The organism is Bacillota bacterium (assembly GCA_012518215.1).
In the GTDB taxonomy this organism is placed as follows: Bacteria; Bacillota; Dethiobacteria; order DTU022; family PWGO01; genus JAAYSV01.
Map to the genome: position 1 here is coordinate 56294 of JAAYSV010000046.1, position 16578 is coordinate 72871.

The 16578-nt window shown below is 50.9% G+C and carries 12 protein-coding genes; 2 read left to right on the forward strand and 10 right to left on the reverse strand.

Annotated elements, in window-relative coordinates; translation table 11 throughout:
• Positions 1-35 precede the first annotated feature (35 nt).
• From GX364_07355 to GX364_07365, 3 genes are all read right to left on the reverse strand, one after another.
• Positions 36-1475, reverse strand: a complete 1440-nt coding sequence (locus GX364_07355) for an amidase (GenBank protein ID NLI70662.1) — start codon at positions 1473-1475, stop codon at positions 36-38.
• A gap of 176 nt (positions 1476-1651) precedes the next feature.
• Complete coding sequence (locus tag GX364_07360) at positions 1652-2347, reverse strand: DUF2225 domain-containing protein (GenBank protein ID NLI70663.1); 696 nt, start codon at positions 2345-2347, stop codon at positions 1652-1654.
• Positions 2344-3222, reverse strand: a complete 879-nt coding sequence (locus GX364_07365) for an ATP phosphoribosyltransferase (protein ID NLI70664.1) — start codon at positions 3220-3222, stop codon at positions 2344-2346. The genes GX364_07360 and GX364_07365 overlap by 4 nt, the downstream gene beginning before the upstream one ends.
• 231 nt (positions 3223-3453) lie before the next feature.
• Here GX364_07365 and GX364_07370 point away from each other — a divergent pair, with 231 nt between their 5' ends.
• Together GX364_07370 and GX364_07375 are read left to right on the forward strand one after the other, a co-directional pair.
• On the forward strand, positions 3454-4779 hold the full coding sequence (locus GX364_07370) for a 2-hydroxyacyl-CoA dehydratase (protein NLI70665.1): 1326 nt from the start codon (positions 3454-3456) through the stop codon (positions 4777-4779).
• Positions 4780-4854: 75 nt separating this feature from the next.
• Entirely contained in the window at positions 4855-5982 is a 1128-nt protein-coding gene (locus GX364_07375) for a 2-hydroxyacyl-CoA dehydratase (GenBank protein NLI70666.1), read from the forward strand.
• Positions 5983-6078: 96 nt separating this feature from the next.
• Here GX364_07375 and GX364_07380 read toward each other — a convergent pair whose 3' ends face one another.
• From GX364_07380 to GX364_07410, 7 genes are all read right to left on the reverse strand, one after another.
• Positions 6079-6867, reverse strand: coding sequence for a 4Fe-4S dicluster domain-containing protein (locus GX364_07380; protein NLI70667.1), 789 nt, complete (start codon positions 6865-6867; stop codon positions 6079-6081).
• A gap of 154 nt (positions 6868-7021) precedes the next feature.
• The gene (locus GX364_07385) at positions 7022-8032 is read right to left on the reverse strand and encodes an RnfABCDGE type electron transport complex subunit D (protein NLI70668.1); all 1011 of its coding nucleotides are present in this window, start codon (positions 8030-8032) and stop codon (positions 7022-7024) included.
• 55 nt (positions 8033-8087) lie between these two features.
• Positions 8088-9395, reverse strand: coding sequence for an electron transport complex subunit RsxC (gene rsxC, locus GX364_07390; protein ID NLI70669.1), 1308 nt, complete (start codon positions 9393-9395; stop codon positions 8088-8090).
• Positions 9396-9830: 435 nt separating this feature from the next.
• A complete protein-coding gene (locus GX364_07395; GenBank protein ID NLI70670.1) occupies positions 9831-11192 on the reverse strand; it encodes a TrpB-like pyridoxal phosphate-dependent enzyme in 1362 nt (453 codons plus the stop codon).
• 700 nt (positions 11193-11892) lie between these two features.
• The gene (locus tag GX364_07400; GenBank protein NLI70671.1) at positions 11893-13101 is read right to left on the reverse strand and encodes a M48 family metallopeptidase; all 1209 of its coding nucleotides are present in this window, start codon (positions 13099-13101) and stop codon (positions 11893-11895) included.
• A gap of 60 nt (positions 13102-13161) precedes the next feature.
• Entirely contained in the window at positions 13162-15489 is a 2328-nt protein-coding gene (locus GX364_07405) for a hypothetical protein (protein ID NLI70672.1), read from the reverse strand.
• On the reverse strand, positions 15486-16556 hold the full coding sequence (locus tag GX364_07410) for a DNA repair exonuclease (GenBank protein NLI70673.1): 1071 nt from the start codon (positions 16554-16556) through the stop codon (positions 15486-15488). The genes GX364_07405 and GX364_07410 overlap by 4 nt, the downstream gene beginning before the upstream one ends.
• Between the last annotated feature and the right edge of the window lie 22 nt (positions 16557-16578).

The window sequence follows — 16578 nt, forward strand, 5'->3', positions numbered from 1 at the left end:
AAATGAACAACCCGGCGATTTTTTCTGCCGGCCGATCATCCAACATGTATTGCCCGGCGGTAGCCCCTGAACTCCTCTGCAATGATTTCACCCAGCTTGAAGATGGCGTCCTCATTGCCGACGCGGCTGATGATCTGCAACCCGATGGGCAAGCCATCCTCGTTTTCGGCAACCGGAACCACCAGGGCCGGAAGGCCCCAGGTGTTGGCATAGGCAACGAAGGGTATATAACGGCGATAAGTCATCAATAGCGAAAAAAGTTCCCGGAAAACCCGGCCATGAGGAGCAGCAGGGGTATGATAAACGGGCAGAACCAGCAGTCGGTGATCGAGGTAGGCCATCACTTTCGGGTCACCCTCGGCAATTATCTGCCCGATCTTTTTTGTTTTTTGCGGGCCCGGTCCAACAAGGCCGGCACCACAGAGCGCCCAGGTGAAATACCAGTGCAGATCCGATGAGCGGAATATTTTCTCCTTCAGGTACTCCATCATCGGCCGGATGGGGCGTTCTTCAAAAGCAGGCCTGGCATAGCCATGTGCCTTGTTGATGGACATGATCAGTTGCCACAGAACTGCAGATTGATGATAATAGGGAGGTTGCTCGTCAATCGTTTCAAAATTGCTTTTCAGGAACTCATTGACGGTGGCCAACGCCTTCAACGTGGCCCGATCAGCCGGATAAAAGAGTTGCCGGAGAGGCATGGTCAAGGTGAATGCATCCAGCTCACGTCTTGCCGGCTGCCGCAGAGCGATGATTTCATCGATCAGGCGCGCATCACGTACCGATCTGGCCAGAGCACCGATGCCCTGCATCCTTCTTTGCAGGGGATGATCTTCCCCGGGGAAAAAACCGTTGGAGGAGACCTGCCCGTTGCCGCTTCTGAAGCCGATCACCCCGTTGAAATGGCTGGGGAAACGGATCGACCCGCCGATGTCCGACCCGACCCCCACCGCTGCCCCGCCCGCGGCGATCAGCGCACCCTCACCACCGCTGGAACCACCGGCCGTCCGTTCCAGATTCCATGGGTTGTTGGTCCGGCCAAAGAGCTTGTTTTCGGTCTCCTGGCAGAAACAGAGCACAGGTGTATTCGTCTTGCCGAGGATGATCGCCCCTTCTTTTTTCAAGGAGGCAACCACGTCAGCATCCCTGTCGGCAACGAGGTTGCGCCGGTGGAGGAGCCCACCGGATGTCACCATTCCCGCTACATCAAATGATTCTTTCATGCTGATTGGCACACCGTACAATCGCCCTCCGGGAGTTCCTTCTTTCAACTGCGCATCAATTTCTTTCGCCTCGTTTCGCGCCTGTTCAAAACGGTTTTCCACCATGCAGTTCAAGTCGGGATTGACCTTTTTCAGCTGTTTGACATAAATATTGACCGCTTCCAGTGAAGACAATTCACGGGTGGCAATCTTCGCGGCCATCGCGGTGGCATCCAGATCCAGCACCTCCATGGAAACACCCCTCTCCTTCATTTTAACAGCAAATTGCCCGATTACCATCTTTTTACAAGCCTATCGCAGGAGGTCAAGTTCTGTCAACAAGGGATAGAGATGAAAACCTCTACATGCTCAAGCGGTGCTACACGGGGGCTGAAGAAAAAATCCTACCGCGGCGGAAAGGTGGAATTCCCCTGCCGGGTGTCAACAGGTCACGAATCAGCATGCATTCCGCGAAAATCCTGCCATCTTTCCCGGGCCATCCTGACATAATGCGGCGCAGTATCCTTGTATTGTGTGGTCAACAGGTCAAACCAGCGTATCGCTTCGCGGCCCCTGCCGAGACGCATGTGCAGTTCTCCGATGAGGTAGACCATGCGGGGTACTTGATGGGTGAGATCGCGATCCGTTTCATAAGCTTCAACATAATATTTCAAAGCATTTTCAAGGTTGATTCTCTCTTCATCCTCTTCATCGGCAAAACGATGGGTCCATGCCAGTTGCAAATAAAGTCCCGCCCTGATAACCGCTCTCTCCCGGTTCAAGACAGAACAGACGATAGCCCGTTGAAAGGAAAGAATGGCCAATTCAGGTGTGCGTTCCCCGCTGAAATCTTCCCCGCTGGGAAGTAGAACCGACCTGAGCTTTCTGTGCGTAGCCGAAGATGGCATGGTAAAATTCTTGGTGGAACTGTAGCCGCAGACAGGGCATACACTGACCGTATAATAGATCGGGTTGGGGCCATCGCAATGAGTAGCAAAATCTGTATCGACCCTGATAATCCGCTGCCTGCTTTTTTTGATGCGATATTCCCTGAATTTGTTCCGGCAGATCGGGCATACAAATGTTTTTCTGAAGAAGACCGATCGATTGATCCTCATCACCCCGGCTTTCGATTGCAGTTTCAAGGTATAATCTTGTTCAATGGATATTCGAAAATGCCTTCGGCCCCGGCTTCCTTCAAACGGCAGATCAGTTCCTTGACCTCCTTCTCTTCAGCAACAGTCTCCACCGCATACCATTCCTCCTGGAACAGGTTGGAAATGGTAGGCTTGCGCAGAGCGGGCAACAGTTCCATCACCCTTGACAGATTGTCAGCGCTGACATTCATTTTCAAGGCCACCTTCTGCTCGGCCAACAGCGCCCCCTCAAGCAACATGACCATGTTTTCTATTTTTTTTCTCTTCCACGGGTCTTCCCAGCTCTTCCGGTTGGCGACCAGCCGCGGCGTGGAAACAAGGATCGTCTCCAGAATACGCAGGTTGTTGGCTTTGAGTGAGCGCCCCGTTTCGGTGAGCTCGGCGATTGCATCGGCCAGAACAGGCGGTTTTACTTCCGTGGCTCCCCAGGAGAAGACGATGGTGGCAGCAATTCCTTTCTCTTTCAAATAACGACGCGTGGTCTCCACCAGTTCCGTGGCAATCTTCTTCCCCCCGAGGTCACCGATGGTGTTGATCTCCGAATCCTGCGGAACAGCAAGAACGAGCCGTACCGGTCTCAGGCCTGTCTTGGCAAATACCAGTTCGGCTACTTCCATGACATCCGCACCCGTTTCGGTAATCCAATCTTTCCCGGTCAGGCCAACATCCATGACCCCTTCCTGTACATAATCGGGTATCTCCTGGGCGCGAATCAAGATACAATCAATTTCTTCATCATCTATATACGGGAAATAAGATCTTTCCGTAAGGGTAATGTTGTAACCGGCTTTCTTGAATATTTCCAACGTGGAATTCTGAAGGCTGCCGGCGGGAAGGCCCAATTTCAATTTGTTCATGTGCATTTTTCCCCCAAACTTTGAAGAAATATTAACACGATATTATGGCAATTGTCAAACAAAAAAAGGTTATTCCACCTGCAAAATAACGGGAAAAAGGATATGGCTGCCCCGCTTCCCGGTATGAATCGATCCCTATTGGCAGGAAATTGTCCCCGAACAGCGAATCTATAATAGATGTCCCAAATATCCAAATATACTGTCTATATCACATAACGTATACTTAGGAGGTTTTATATGACTGTCAGTGAAATGAAACGCGCCAAAAGACACTTGCAGACGACCAGGAAAATCAAAGAACTTCTGCCTCGCTTTTTCATGAGAATGATGGCCAGAAAAGATGAAAACGAGCCTCTGGCCTGGTGTATGGTGGGAATCCCCCCGGAACTTCTGAAGGTTTTCGACCTGCTCTGGGAATGGCCCGAAAATTTTGGGACGATGTGCGCAGCATCCATGATCGCACTCGACTTCATCAAAACAGCAGAGGGGGAAGGGTATTCGCCGGAGCTGTGCTCGTATGTCACCAACACTCTCGGTTACTGTAAAAAATACGTTGACACGGGGGAGGTTCCGGAGGCACCCCTCGGTGGGATGGGCCATCCTACCATGCTGCTGGGTTCCGGTTTTGCCTGTGAACCCCGCTGGAAGTGGTTCCAGACCATCGCCACCAGGTACATAGATGTACCGGTTTACAGTTCGGACCCGCTGGCTCCCCCATGGGATGTTGACGTCGATGATCCCCGCATAATCGAGCATTACAAGGAACAACTGCGCAGAGATCTTTACGGCCAGATAGAATTTCTGGAAAAACAAACCGGCAAAAAACTTGACCTGGACCTGCTGCGGGAGTTGCTCAAAATGTCACATGAAGCCTTGAAATACTGGCGGGAAGTGGTATACCTGCGCAGGGCAAAACCCTGCCCGATGGGATCTACCGATTATTTCAGCGCCATCATCCCCCAGATGTACATGATCGGTGAACCGGAAGCGGTGGAGTTCTACAAGGAGATGTACGAGGAAGTCAAGCACCGTGTTGACAACAAGATCGGTGTCCTGGAGGAAGAAAAATACCGGCTGATCTGGTTCGGTCTTCCCCCCTGGTACAATCTTGGCATGTTCAACTATCTGGAATCCCTGGGGGCAGTTGTGGCCTTCGAGTCCCCGTACAATATCACCGAATGGATGGAATACGATATCAGCGACCCGATTGAAGCACTGGTGGAAAGAACCTGGTCACGGGCAAGGATGATCCATGCCTTCGGCACCGAGACAATGCCGGAAATATGCAACCCCGCCGTATTCGGGGGTATAACCGGTGGGAACTTGCTCAAACACCTTGTCGATGAATTCAGCCTGGACGGGGCCATCATGCATCTGACCCGTTCATGCCGGGTAATGTCCTTCGGACAGATTCATTCCAAAAATCGCCTGGCTGAACTGGGGATACCATCGCTGGTTTTCGAGAGCGACATGGCTGACCCCAGGCACTGGTCGGATGCCCAGATCAAGAACAGGGTGCAAGCATTCATGGAAACATTGGAGAAATCAAAAAAAAGTAAATAATACTTTTTTCCCGTGTAGTTGCTTCGGTTCGGTCAACGCGCAGTATTATTTACAGTAAAAAAGGAGCGATGGAATATGTCTGAACTCAAGGGCCTGGCCCGCGTAGCAGAGCTTTCCCGCAATCGCAGCAAAAGGGCCGAGGAACTTAAAAAAGAAGGTAAAAAAATATTTGGCTATATCTGTTGCTTTGCTCCGCCGGAGATAATTCATGCGGCAGGAATAGTGCCCTACCGGATCACCGGGATCCCGGGAGATACAACTTCCGAAGTTGACTCTCACCTGGAACCATACGGTTGCAGTTACGTCCGCAACTGTTATGCACAGGAAATGAAAGGGCGCCTGGAGTTCCTGGATGGGCTGGTTGTCTCACATAGTTGTGATATGGTCCAGAGGCTCTACGGCATATGGACCTACTACCGGCCGCTCGATTATTCACGTCTGGTAAATTATCCCCACCAGCTCTTCAGCTGGTCACAGGATTTTTACAGGCGGGAACTTGTTTTTTTCAAGGAAAGCCTGGAAGAGTATACTGGAAAAAAGATAAGCGAGGATATGATCAGGGAGTCAATAGCTGTATTCAATCGCAACCGCGCCCTGATCAGGGAACTTTACCGGATGCGCGGTGGCGACAACCCCACACTGCTCAGCAGTGAACTCATGGATATACTGGTCCTCGGCGGGGTTCTGCCCGCCGAGGAATTCGGGGAACTTCTGGAAGAGGTTATTGAAGAAGTAAAAAATCGCCCCGTGAAGGAGCCCCCACGGGCAAGGATCATGGTCTGGGGCTGTATCATCGATGATCCCACTTTTTATCGATTCATCGAAGAGGCGGGTGCCCAGGTGGTTTCCGACGACACGTGCATCGGAACACGGACCTGGAATCAGGATGTGCCCGACCTGGAGGATCCCTACCAGGCCTTGAAAGAGCATTATCTGGTCAATTTTGAATGTCCGCGCACCGACCGCGGCCCGGGCTGCAAACGTTTCGATTATATCGTCGATCTGGCCAGAAAATTCAAGGCGGACGGGGTAATCGGCTACACCATCGCCTTCTGTGATCCACACCAACTTGATTACCCCGACTTGCGGGATTACCTCAAGGAAAAGGGCCTGCCCATGTTGCATATTGATGATAATTACAGTTTCCAGCCGGAAGGAGCAATCAAAACCCGGATCCAGGCCTTTGTCGAACTGCTGGAGTAGAAAGAAAAAGGGTAAAAAAAAGGGGCCGCAATTCACTAACAAAAATAAACGGGCCTGTACCAGCTACCAGGTACAGGCCCGTTGCTATCCGCCTCTTTACTGACCGGCTGCCGGTTGTTTCTTGGAATCTGATTTGTTGGCCCAGAGTGCCAACGCCAGAGCTGCAACCAGAACCATTCTTACCGGCTTGAAGACATAGTCCCAGATATAAGCCGCGAAAGGAACCCGCGGATTGGTCGGCAAGCCGTACTTGGCTTCCGCATTATCCTTGCCTTCTTTCAGGATATAGAGCATTCCGGTTCCTCCCACTTCCTCAAGGCCATAAATGTCGGCTTTGGGGAAACTACCCTCCCGGAGTTCTTTCCTTCTTTTCTTGGCCAGACTGATAATCTCCTTGCGATCACCGAAGGTCAATGCACCGGTGGGACAGGTTTTTGCGCAGGCCGGAATCTCACCGTTCGAGAGACGGTCATGGCAGAAGGTACACTTGCGCGCAACGTTGGCAACCCGGTCAAACCCCACCACGTTGAAAGTACAGTTGGCAACGCAGTAGTTGCAACCGATGCATTTTTTATCATCGATAACCACCGTGCCAAAATCGGTATGACTGATCGCACCCGCCGGGCAAGCTTTTATGCAGGCAGCATCCGTACAGTGCATGCAGCCAAGTTTGGTAAATATCCATTGATCCTTGTCAAGTTCCTCGTTGTAGTATTCCCTGAATCCAATCTTGGTCCAGGTGTTGGCAGAAAAAGCAGGTGGGTTTTCATAGGTTCCTCTGAATTCTGTCTGCTCTGCCGGCAGCTGATTCCATTGTTTGCAAGCTACCTGGCAAGCACGGCATCCCGTGCATTTGGATGTATCGAATAACATGGCTTTTTTCATGTTCTACACCTCCCTATCGATCCGGAACAGAAATGCCTTCTAGCGGGCGCTTCCCCGGTCAGTTTCATTATCATGCAAAGTGTGATTTCCATAACAGCAACCCCACCCCCTGTAATTTGCCCTTGCTTGCTTTTGATATTTATGATAGCAATCGTTAACTACTCTTCTCCACCGGCTTGGCGGGAACGACCGTTGCCCCGCCCTCCTTGACCTCACCAAACTTGAGCCTTCTCGTGTAACGATCAATAAGCGGAACAAAAGCGTTCATGATCAGGATCGAAAAAGCCGTCCCTTCGGTGGGGGCAAGCCATAACCGGAAAATCATCAGTAACAGACCGATACCGATACCAAAAATGATTTTCCCTTTGGTGGTGATCGGGCTGGTAACCCAATCGGTAGCCATGAACAGAGCACCGAGCAGAACACCACCGGTCAGAACATGGTAAAAAGGCCCTTCCCAACCCAAGGTGGGAATTGTAGCCAGGCCAATGATGAATACGGTGGCCACGATGGAGATTGGAATATGCAAGGAAATATGTCCTTTGCGCAGCAAATAAAGCCCGCCCAGGATTACAAAAAGCGCTGTCGTCTCACCCAGTGCCCCGCCCGGATGTGCGATAAGGACCTTAAGAAGACTCGGCATTCCTTCGCCTTGAGCAAGAAGTGCAAGGGGAGTAGCTTGGGTCAGGGTATCGATACTGCCCAGATACGGTTTCAGGGGAGCAAAGCCCGATGTAACCAGCTGGAACAGGGGAACTATCAGGATGACCGAAACCCTACCGAACAGAGCCGGATTGTAACGGTTCCATCCCAACCCCCCCATCAATTCCTTGGCCAGCCCGACCCCGATAAAGGTAGCCAGAGCAGCCGTCCACCATGCTGTTCCCGGACCGAAACATAAAGCCACGAGCAGACCGGTAACCATGGCGCTGCTATCACCCAATGTTGATTTTTTTCCAAGAAGCTTGCGGAATATCAGTTCTGTAAGGACCGCAGTCACCAAACATACCGCAATCAGAAATACGGCGTTCAGTTTGTACAAAATAATGGAAACAACGGTAACCGGCAGAAGGGCAATAAGTACATCACGCATGGCGCCGGATACGGTTTCCCCGGAACGTAAATGTGGAGACGGCGATGTAACAAGCCTTAAATCTTTGTCCAACTCTAAATCCCTCCTCGAAAACAATTTGTCCATGATCGGATTTTACAGACAATCATTATTTTTTCTTGGCGGCCAGATACTGCTTGGTTTCGCGCACAAACTGCACAATAGGCCTGTTTGAAGGACAGACATAAACACAGACCCCGCATTCGAAACAGTCTATGGCACCCCATTCCTCCGCCAGTTCGTATCTGCCGGTTTCTGCATATGTGCCGATATAGTTCGGATAGAGTCCCATCGGACAATGGTCAACACATTTTCCGCAGCGTACGCAAGCTTCATGTTCGGTTTCAGCAATCATCTCCGTACCGAATACCAGTATACCGCTGGAGCCTTTTGTGATGGGTATGTCAAGACGGGTCTGCGCCCAGCCGGTCATCGGTCCGCCCATGATTACCTTCGCCTGGCCCATGGCCTTGATTCCGCCACATTGTTCGATGATATGATCGATGCATGTCCCTATCCTTGCCTTGATATTGCCCGGCCTGGCAATCCCGTCGCCACTCACGGTCAAGACCCTTTCATACAAGGGTTTTTCATACCTGACAGCCTCGTAAACAGCAATTGCCGTGGCCACGTTCTGCACGACAACGCCTACGTCAAACGGCAGTTTGCCGGGGGGTACCTCACGATCCATTACAGCCTTGATCAACTGTTTTTCGGCACCCTGTGGATATTTGACATCCAGTTCAACAACTTCCATGTTTTTCTCTCTGGAAATCCTGTTCCTGATCACTTCCATGGCATCGCCTTTGTTGGTCTCGATGCCGTAATAGATCATGGGAGCACCAACCGTTTTGGCGATCAGTTTGGTACCTTCGATCAATGCTTCGGGCATCTCCAACATGTTGCGATGGTCACAGGTCAGGAAAGGCTCGCATTCGCAAGCGTTGATGATTACTGCATCGATGGATCGGGGAGGGCTCAATTTGACATGAGTAGGGAAAGCCGCTCCTCCCATCCCCACAATTCCCGCTTCCTTTATATACTCCTTGATCTGGTCAGCGCTGACTTTGCTGATGTCATTGTCCTTCCACTGGGGCTCTTCCTGCTCGGGAGCCACCTTGATTACCACCGCATTGACATTCGTTCCCGTGAAATACGGCCGTGGTTCAATGGCAATTACCTCGCCATCCACGCTGGAAAAAATAGGCGCGCTGACAAAAGCATCACTGGAACCTATTTTCTGCCCTGTCTTTACCTTATCCCCAACTTCGACCATGGCTGAACATGGTGCCCCTGTATGCTGGTGCAGGGGAATTACCACTTCATCGGGCAGAGGTATGGTCGTTATTGGTTTATGTTCTGTGAATTCCTTGTAGTGTGAAATAAAAGCCCCACGTTCAAACGTTTTCGGTGTCACTCTTTACCACCCCCAAATTCTTCTTTTATAATATAAAAGCCTAGAAAAGATCTATTGACTAGCCAGAACCACCTCCTGTCTGAAAAAGTAAAGATCAGTACATCTTGTTTTATTCGTCAAAAACATTCGGTATTCCTTCATTGCAATAAACAAGACATATCATCTCCAGAAGCATCTGTGAAACTGTACGGAAGGTAACCTAGAACATTCCCCGGCCCCCTTAATTTAACAGATATCAAATAACAATACTTCAAAACGTTAACCTTCCTAAAAATAGATAGTTCTACAAAAAAGTCTATATTCCTTCTTGTTAAAAAACTATTAACTATCTTACTATTACAAAAATGCCCTCCCGTGGTTATTTTTTTTCCCCGGAGAGGGCGTTTAAACAGGGTTGAAGCCGCTTCCCGATTCATTTTCTGCCTTTGCCCGCTTTCACGGCCGCGGATGTTTTGAAATTAATTTAAAACTTCTTTCAATTTCTTCCTCGGGAAGGGAATAATCGGTAAGATTTCCATCCAGGTAGTTTTCGTACCCGCTGAGATCAAGAAACCCATGTCCACTCAGATTGAACAGGATCGTTTTGGCCCGCCCTTCTTCTTTTGCTTTCAGCGCTTCTTCGATCACCGCCGCAACGGCATGGGTGGTCTCGGGGGCAATTACTGACCCCTGAACTCGCGCCCAGGTTACACCGGCCCGATAGGTGGCCAGTTGGTTGTAAGCCCTGGCCTCAACAAGTTTGTCAATCAGAAGCTGACTCAGCAACGGTGAGGAGCCGTGGTAACGCAACCCACCGGCATGTATCGGCGCGGGCATGAAATCATGACCAAGAGAATGCATCGCCAGTAGCGGCGTCAGTTGAGCCGTGTCCCCGAAATCATAACCGAAGGGAGCCCGGGTCAAGGTTGGGCAGGCAGTTGGTTCAACTCCAACAATGTCAATTTCCTTTCCATGAATCTTGTCGCGCAAAAATGGATAGGCAATGCCGGAGAAGTTGCTACCGCCGCCCACGCATCCGATAACTATATCCGGATAATCGCCCACTGCCGCGAACTGTTTTTGCGCTTCCAGGCCGATGACCGTCTGATGGAGCATGACGAAGTTAAGCACACTTCCAAGTGAATAACGGGTATCCTCGGAATTGGCGGCGTCTTCGATCGCCTCGCTGATGGCAATTCCCAGGCTGCCGGCACAATCAGGATCTTCCTGCAGAAATTTTCGCCCGAAAGCGGTCTCCTCGCTGGGGCTGGGAAAACAATCGGCCCCCCACAATTTCATGAGCGCGCGGCGGTACGGTTTCTGATCGTAACTGACCCGCACCATGTAGACCCTGCATTCAAGTCCGAAAAGTTTGCAGGCCAGGCTAAGGGCACTTCCCCACTGACCGGCACCCGTTTCCGTGGTAAGCCTCTTGATTCCGGACACCTTGTTGTAATACGCCTGTGCTACGGCCGTATTCGGCTTGTGGCTTCCGGCGGGGCTGACGCCCTCATCTTTGAAGTAGATCCTGGCCGGCGTTTTCAGATATTTTTCCAGGGCATAAGCCCTTACCAGCGGGGTCGGCCTCCACAATAGAAGTTTTTCCAGCACTTCTTCGGGGATATCGATAAACCTTTCCACCGAAAATTCCTGCTCGATGAGGTTCATCGGGAAAAGGGCCGCAAAATCATCCGCGGTTGCAGGCTGACCCGTACCGGGATGAAGCGGCGGTTTGACAGGATTTGGCATATCGGCCCGTATGTTGTACCAGGCCCTGGGAATCTCTCTTTCGGGTAGAATTATTCTGTTCTCCTGCATCATGAACAACCTCCTTTGGAATTTTTTCGAGACGGTTGCAAGGACAAAAAGCGGTCAAAAACACCTCCTTAAAAAATTAACCCCCGCCCATCTTGGGACGAGGGGGTTTCTCGCGGTGCCACCCGAGTTATCTGTTGAAACAAACAGATCTCTTTATCAGGTGCGGGAGACTTCGCCGTGAAATTGCCATTGTCTCCGATACCTGCTTCCTTTTATCGGCGGAAGCTCCGGCCAGGCATACTCTTTGTAGAAAATCAAGATTCAAACAAATTTCAGCCGGCAAACTCGGGGATCCATTCGGCAATGCTCACAACACCGGGCTCACAGCTTCAGGTTACCCTTCAACCCGGCTCTCTGCGTTGTCAACAATTGCTTACTACTTCCCGTCATTGTTTACAATATTCAACTTGGGGATAACTTTAGCATACGATAATTATTTTGTCAATACCCGGTTTTTCTCGGAGTGAGTCAAAGTGATTCACATGCGATAATGTCCCATCAGAAGACAGGGGAAAATGTCCCGGTTTTTGGAAAGTTACCTCGTATTGATTTTATTAAAACGAGGTGAATCTGATGAGGAAAATTGAGCTAAATATGATGAAAGATGTCGCTGCCCGAACAAATTTAGCCCCCCGGTACCGGCAAATTCATTGAAAGCCGATAATGAAGCGGTATGATGGGCTTCCGCGGGACATTTTTTCTATTTTACCGCTCTTATCCTTTCCATCAGGGGAGGGTGGGAATACAGCAGGAATTCGATGTAGGGATGCGGTTCCACCTCGGACAGGTTGACATGGGCAAGGTTTCTGAACAGGGAAACATGAGCTTCCGGATCGCCGGTCAAACGTATCGCTTCCTGGTCGGCCTGCCTTTCAAAATGCCTGGAAACACTGTTTCCCACGGGCATGGCAACAAAGGAAAGGAGCGAGACGAACAGAAGCGCCAGGGGGATGATGCGCATGTCTCCCCCGCCGAGACCAAGTTTGATTGCAAGAATATGAAGGATGAACAGAGCCGAAAAAATACCGACAATGCCCAGTATGATACCCTTGAAAACATGCCCGTATCGCCAGTGAGCGATTTCATGGGCGATCACGGCCAGGGATTCTTCTGCGGAAAAACGAGTGGCCAGGGTATCGTAGATAACGACTCGCTTTGTCCCGCCCAATCCCGTGAAATAAGCGTTGGCCTTGTTGGTCTTCCGGCTGGCATCGGCTACCAGAACCTCGTCCAGATCCACTCCTGCCTCCGTGGCCATATCTGCAATGCGCGAACGCATCTGTTCATCTTTCAGGGGGTAAAACCGGTAAAAGAGGGGGTCGATCAGAAGGGGCGAGAGGAAGACGGAAACAATCAGAAAGATGGACAACAGCAGTCCGGCAATGATCCACCACCCGTCCGCGAATCTGTTCCTCAGCAGATACAGGATCCAGAATGAAAAGCCGGAGGTAACCAGGGAGATGCCCGCCGATTTGGCATGATCGCCCAACCAGTTTACAAATGTACTGGTAGCGAGCCCGAAACGATGCTCCATAACGAATCCACGATAATGATCAAGGGGAAATGTAAGGAGGAGCAGAGCTGTCAACAGCAGAAAAACAAAACCAAGAACCAACCATGGACTTGATGGCCTGTATACGGCGAAATATTTCCATGTGAAACCGATCAAAGCAGCATAAAACAGCCATATTATAAGCTTGTTGATGATAAAAACGCCTATGCTTGAGCGTTGGTAACGAGCGGCCTGCTCGAGGAATCCCTGATCAAAATAACGGATCGTATCCTGGCTTGATTCCCGCGGGAAAAAAGCAGATGCCAGAGCCAGGAGCATGACCAGTGCAATTGCCCCCAGGGCAAAGATGATGAGCACCCCCTGCGCATGCCCGTCCCCGAACCATATGAGCTTCAAACAGTTTACCCCCGATCTGCAGGTTCCCGCCTCTTGCAAGGCATCTCTTTCAGACACCGGCTACATCATGATCAACCTGACTTCTCCCCGTTCGATAGCCCCTGCCAGAACTGTTTTAACTTCATCCTTGGCGGTAAAGAATATCACCTGCCAGCCATGGGCAGCCAGGTCACGCAAAAAATTGATCTGGTTCACCAGGCGGCGGGTGTCCGATTTCAAGAAAGGATCATCCAGGATGAAAAAGCCTTTCTTGCCTGACAACAACTTCTCTCCCAGAGAAATCCTGATGCAGAGATACAGCTGGTCGTACGCTCCGCCCGAAAGTTGCCAGGCATTCAATCTCTGACCGTCGGAGCGAAGGACCTCGATCATGCCATTTTCCCGGTTCAGGGAGACTTCTGTATAGAGGTTATCCGTTATCCGCGCAAAATATTTGCTAACTGCACTGCCCGGGCCGAAAAGGTCCTGAACCTTTTTTTCCTCTTCTGCACCGATCTGTTCAAGTATATTTATAGCAGCATGGGTATATGCGCGGCGCTGCTGGTATGTGGAGATGAATCGCTGTAATTTTTCCCGGGCCACCCGAAGATCATTCGTTGTACGGCAAGAAATATATTCATTCTCCGCAGCCAGGCAGGTATTGATTTCCCTGCCCAGGATCTCCATTTCTCTTCCGTGTTTTTCAAGTTCATGAACCAATTCTTGCTTGCGGTTCCTCAACCGGTAACGTTCATCCTGAACCGATTCATGGTTGTCCCCGTCATACCCGGAGGAGACGAGCCCCCCCGTCGATCGAAGACGCTCGCCAGGGAGAGCAATTATTTCCCTCCAGAAAGAAATATTGGTGTTTATATCATCGGCATCCTCCACACCAAACAGATCGGTCAACACCCCTGCCCGGCCCTCCGCCTCCCGCTCGTGCTCCTCGCGGCGTCTCAACCGATCTTGATATTCCTGCAAAGTATCTACCCCGGCATTTTCTTTCAGTTCTTTGATCTTTTCTTCCGCATCCCGGGCAATGGCTTCGAGTTTTTCCATTTCATCGTTCAAAGTATCTATCTTCTTGCGGCAAAGGGCTATCTCTTCTTCCAATTCCCGTATCTTCCTGTTTTTTTCTGCACCGGCACGGGAAAATTCATCGATCTTTTCCAGCACGCCGGCCGGTGTCTCGGCTTTGAATTTCAATTCCCCGGCCTCCTCGATGATTCCTTTCATCAGGTCATCAAGAAGCCGTTTTTTTCCGGCCATGCGAAACAGGAATCCGGCATAGATCAACATTGCTGCCAGAGTTAGAATCGCCATGGTGAAAAACCATTCTCCGCCCTGTTCCCAGAGGAACATCCCGGCAGTGGAAAGCAGGAAAGATAATATGGACAGTGGCCCGAAAACGGAAAGAAAACTCCCCCAACCATGCGATTTTGCCCGCATGAACTGTTCTTTCCGGGTTTGATAGGCCGCTATCCTGGGCTTCAGATCCTCCTCGAGTCGATCCCTGCTGCGTATATACCCCTGCATCAGAAATTCTTCCGTTTCTTTCGACTTGCAGTAGCGCTCCAGTTTCCTTGATTCCTCTTCCAGACTTGCAGAGTGCAGATTCAGTTCAGCCCGATTACCGCTGACAACAGTCTCGTACTCCTGCCATTTCTGTTCATCGTCCCGGTTGAATACAGAAAGATCCTTGCAAGCCTCCATAACATTGCACAGGGAATCCAGTGCTTCACGGCCGGCAGACAATTTTTCTTTTTTTTCGGCCGTTTCATGCCACCCCGGTTCGTTTTCCAGCCCATCCAGTTTCTGTTCTGTTTCCCGGAGTTCATTTTCCATCTGTTCAAAACCGGCTCCCGTAAGTACCTGCTGCCGGTTGTCTATTTCACCCATCAGTTTCATCGCCTGCCGCATGCGGGTTCCGAGTCTCAAGGGAGGGGTGTCCTGAAAATCACCTTTCCGGGTAAGATGCCCTGTATGACGCAATTCACCGATGATGCGGTCAATTTCCTCCGTCTTGAGGCCCACCAGGCGGTCCGTCACATATTTGTAGAAGTCGCCCTCGTTGGCGATCGCCAGATCACTGTCCCGGATGACAAAGATGTTGCGGCACTCGTAAGCAGTCAACCCCGTAACGGTGGTCAGGGTGCCATCCCGCGGCAACTTGATTTCTCCCGGGCCATCTTTTTCCAGGAGGATATAACCCTCCGGTTCTTCCTCCACCCTGTTGATCCGGTCAAAGCCGCGGGAAGCTTTGCCAACGAGCATCTTGATCAGCGCATCTATTGTCAGCGTTTTGCCTTCCTCGTTCCAACCGAACAACAAGTTGAAGTTCCCCAGGTCAGTGTAGCTACCATGATCCAGGGGGCCGTACCGGGAGATGGAAAATTCCTTTATCTTCATGTATTTACCCCCATCATTGCTCTGACAAGCATTTCTCTAACCCCGGCCTTTTTTTCTTCCGAAAAATCCGCCTCCACGATTTTCTCGTTGAACTGGCGGAAGATTTCATTTTCCAGCACGGGGCGGATGTCCTCGAATTCATGATTTATTTCACCGTTGCAGCGTGGGGCAGCGACACGGTCAATTTCTTTTACAAGTTCCCTCCTGTCCATGCCCAACCTCCCCCCGTCAACAAATCCCTTCACAGACAGGATCACTTCTGCCGTGACGGGGAGTTTTTCCAGACACTCGCCAACAATCTCGACGGGGTTACGATCGTCACCCCAGGGGTCAAGATGGATTTTCACCTCTTCGTAGTGCAAGGTTGCAAGTTCCCTGGCGCAGGGCCGGTCTCCGACGGTAAAAATATTCACCTTCCGCAAACCTGTCTCGTGACGGGTAATCGAAACAGGTGACCCGGGATAAACAAAATAACCTCCGCACTCCAGATTCCATACCGCAAAACGGGAATGAAGATGCCCGGCCAGAATATAATCAAAGGGCAGGCCTTTCAAATAGGCCAATTTCAGGGGCATGTAATGTTCATATCCCTCATCCCCAAAATCCTGCCTGCTGAAACAAGAGTCCAGAAGCTCTCCATGATAAAGGAGTATCTCCGTATCCCCCCCGCCCGGTTCCTCCTTCCGGGAATAGAGGGCGGCGGCAATCCGTGCACTTCCAAAAACACTGCCGGACATTCCCCAGAACCTGACGCCCCCTATCTTGACCGGCTCATCAAAGTTGCGGATAACCTCTACCCGTTCTCCCGGAAAGAGGCCCTCCGGGTAACTGTCAGCATCGCAGTTGCCGGGCAGGATCAGAACCCGAAAGTCAGCGCCTGCCCATACCCTTTTCCAGAGCGGGTACAAACCTTCCACATCGGCATGCCTGTCAAAAAGATCGCCGCAGATGACCATAACATCGATCCGCTCCTCCCTGCCCAGCTTGACAATCTCTGCAAGTGCAGCCCACCTCTCCTCCCTTCCTCCATCAAGATGCAGATCCGAGGTATGCAATATCTTGATCACCCGAAAATCCCCCCTCTCCAAT

Coding starts and splice junctions, on each gene's coding strand:
- GX364_07375 (NLI70666.1), top strand. CDS start 4,855: ATGTCTGAACTCAAGGGCCTGGCCCGCGTAGCAGAGCTTTCCCGCAAT.
- GX364_07370 (NLI70665.1), top strand. CDS start 3,454: ATGACTGTCAGTGAAATGAAACGCGCCAAAAGACACTTGCAGACGACC.
- GX364_07405 (NLI70672.1), bottom strand. CDS start 15,489: ATGAAGATAAAGGAATTTTCCATCTCCCGGTACGGCCCCCTGGATCAT.
- GX364_07380 (NLI70667.1), bottom strand. CDS start 6,867: ATGAAAAAAGCCATGTTATTCGATACATCCAAATGCACGGGATGCCGT.
- GX364_07355 (NLI70662.1), bottom strand. CDS start 1,475: ATGAAGGAGAGGGGTGTTTCCATGGAGGTGCTGGATCTGGATGCCACC.
- GX364_07395 (NLI70670.1), bottom strand. CDS start 11,192: ATGCAGGAGAACAGAATAATTCTACCCGAAAGAGAGATTCCCAGGGCC.
- GX364_07365 (NLI70664.1), bottom strand. CDS start 3,222: ATGCACATGAACAAATTGAAATTGGGCCTTCCCGCCGGCAGCCTTCAG.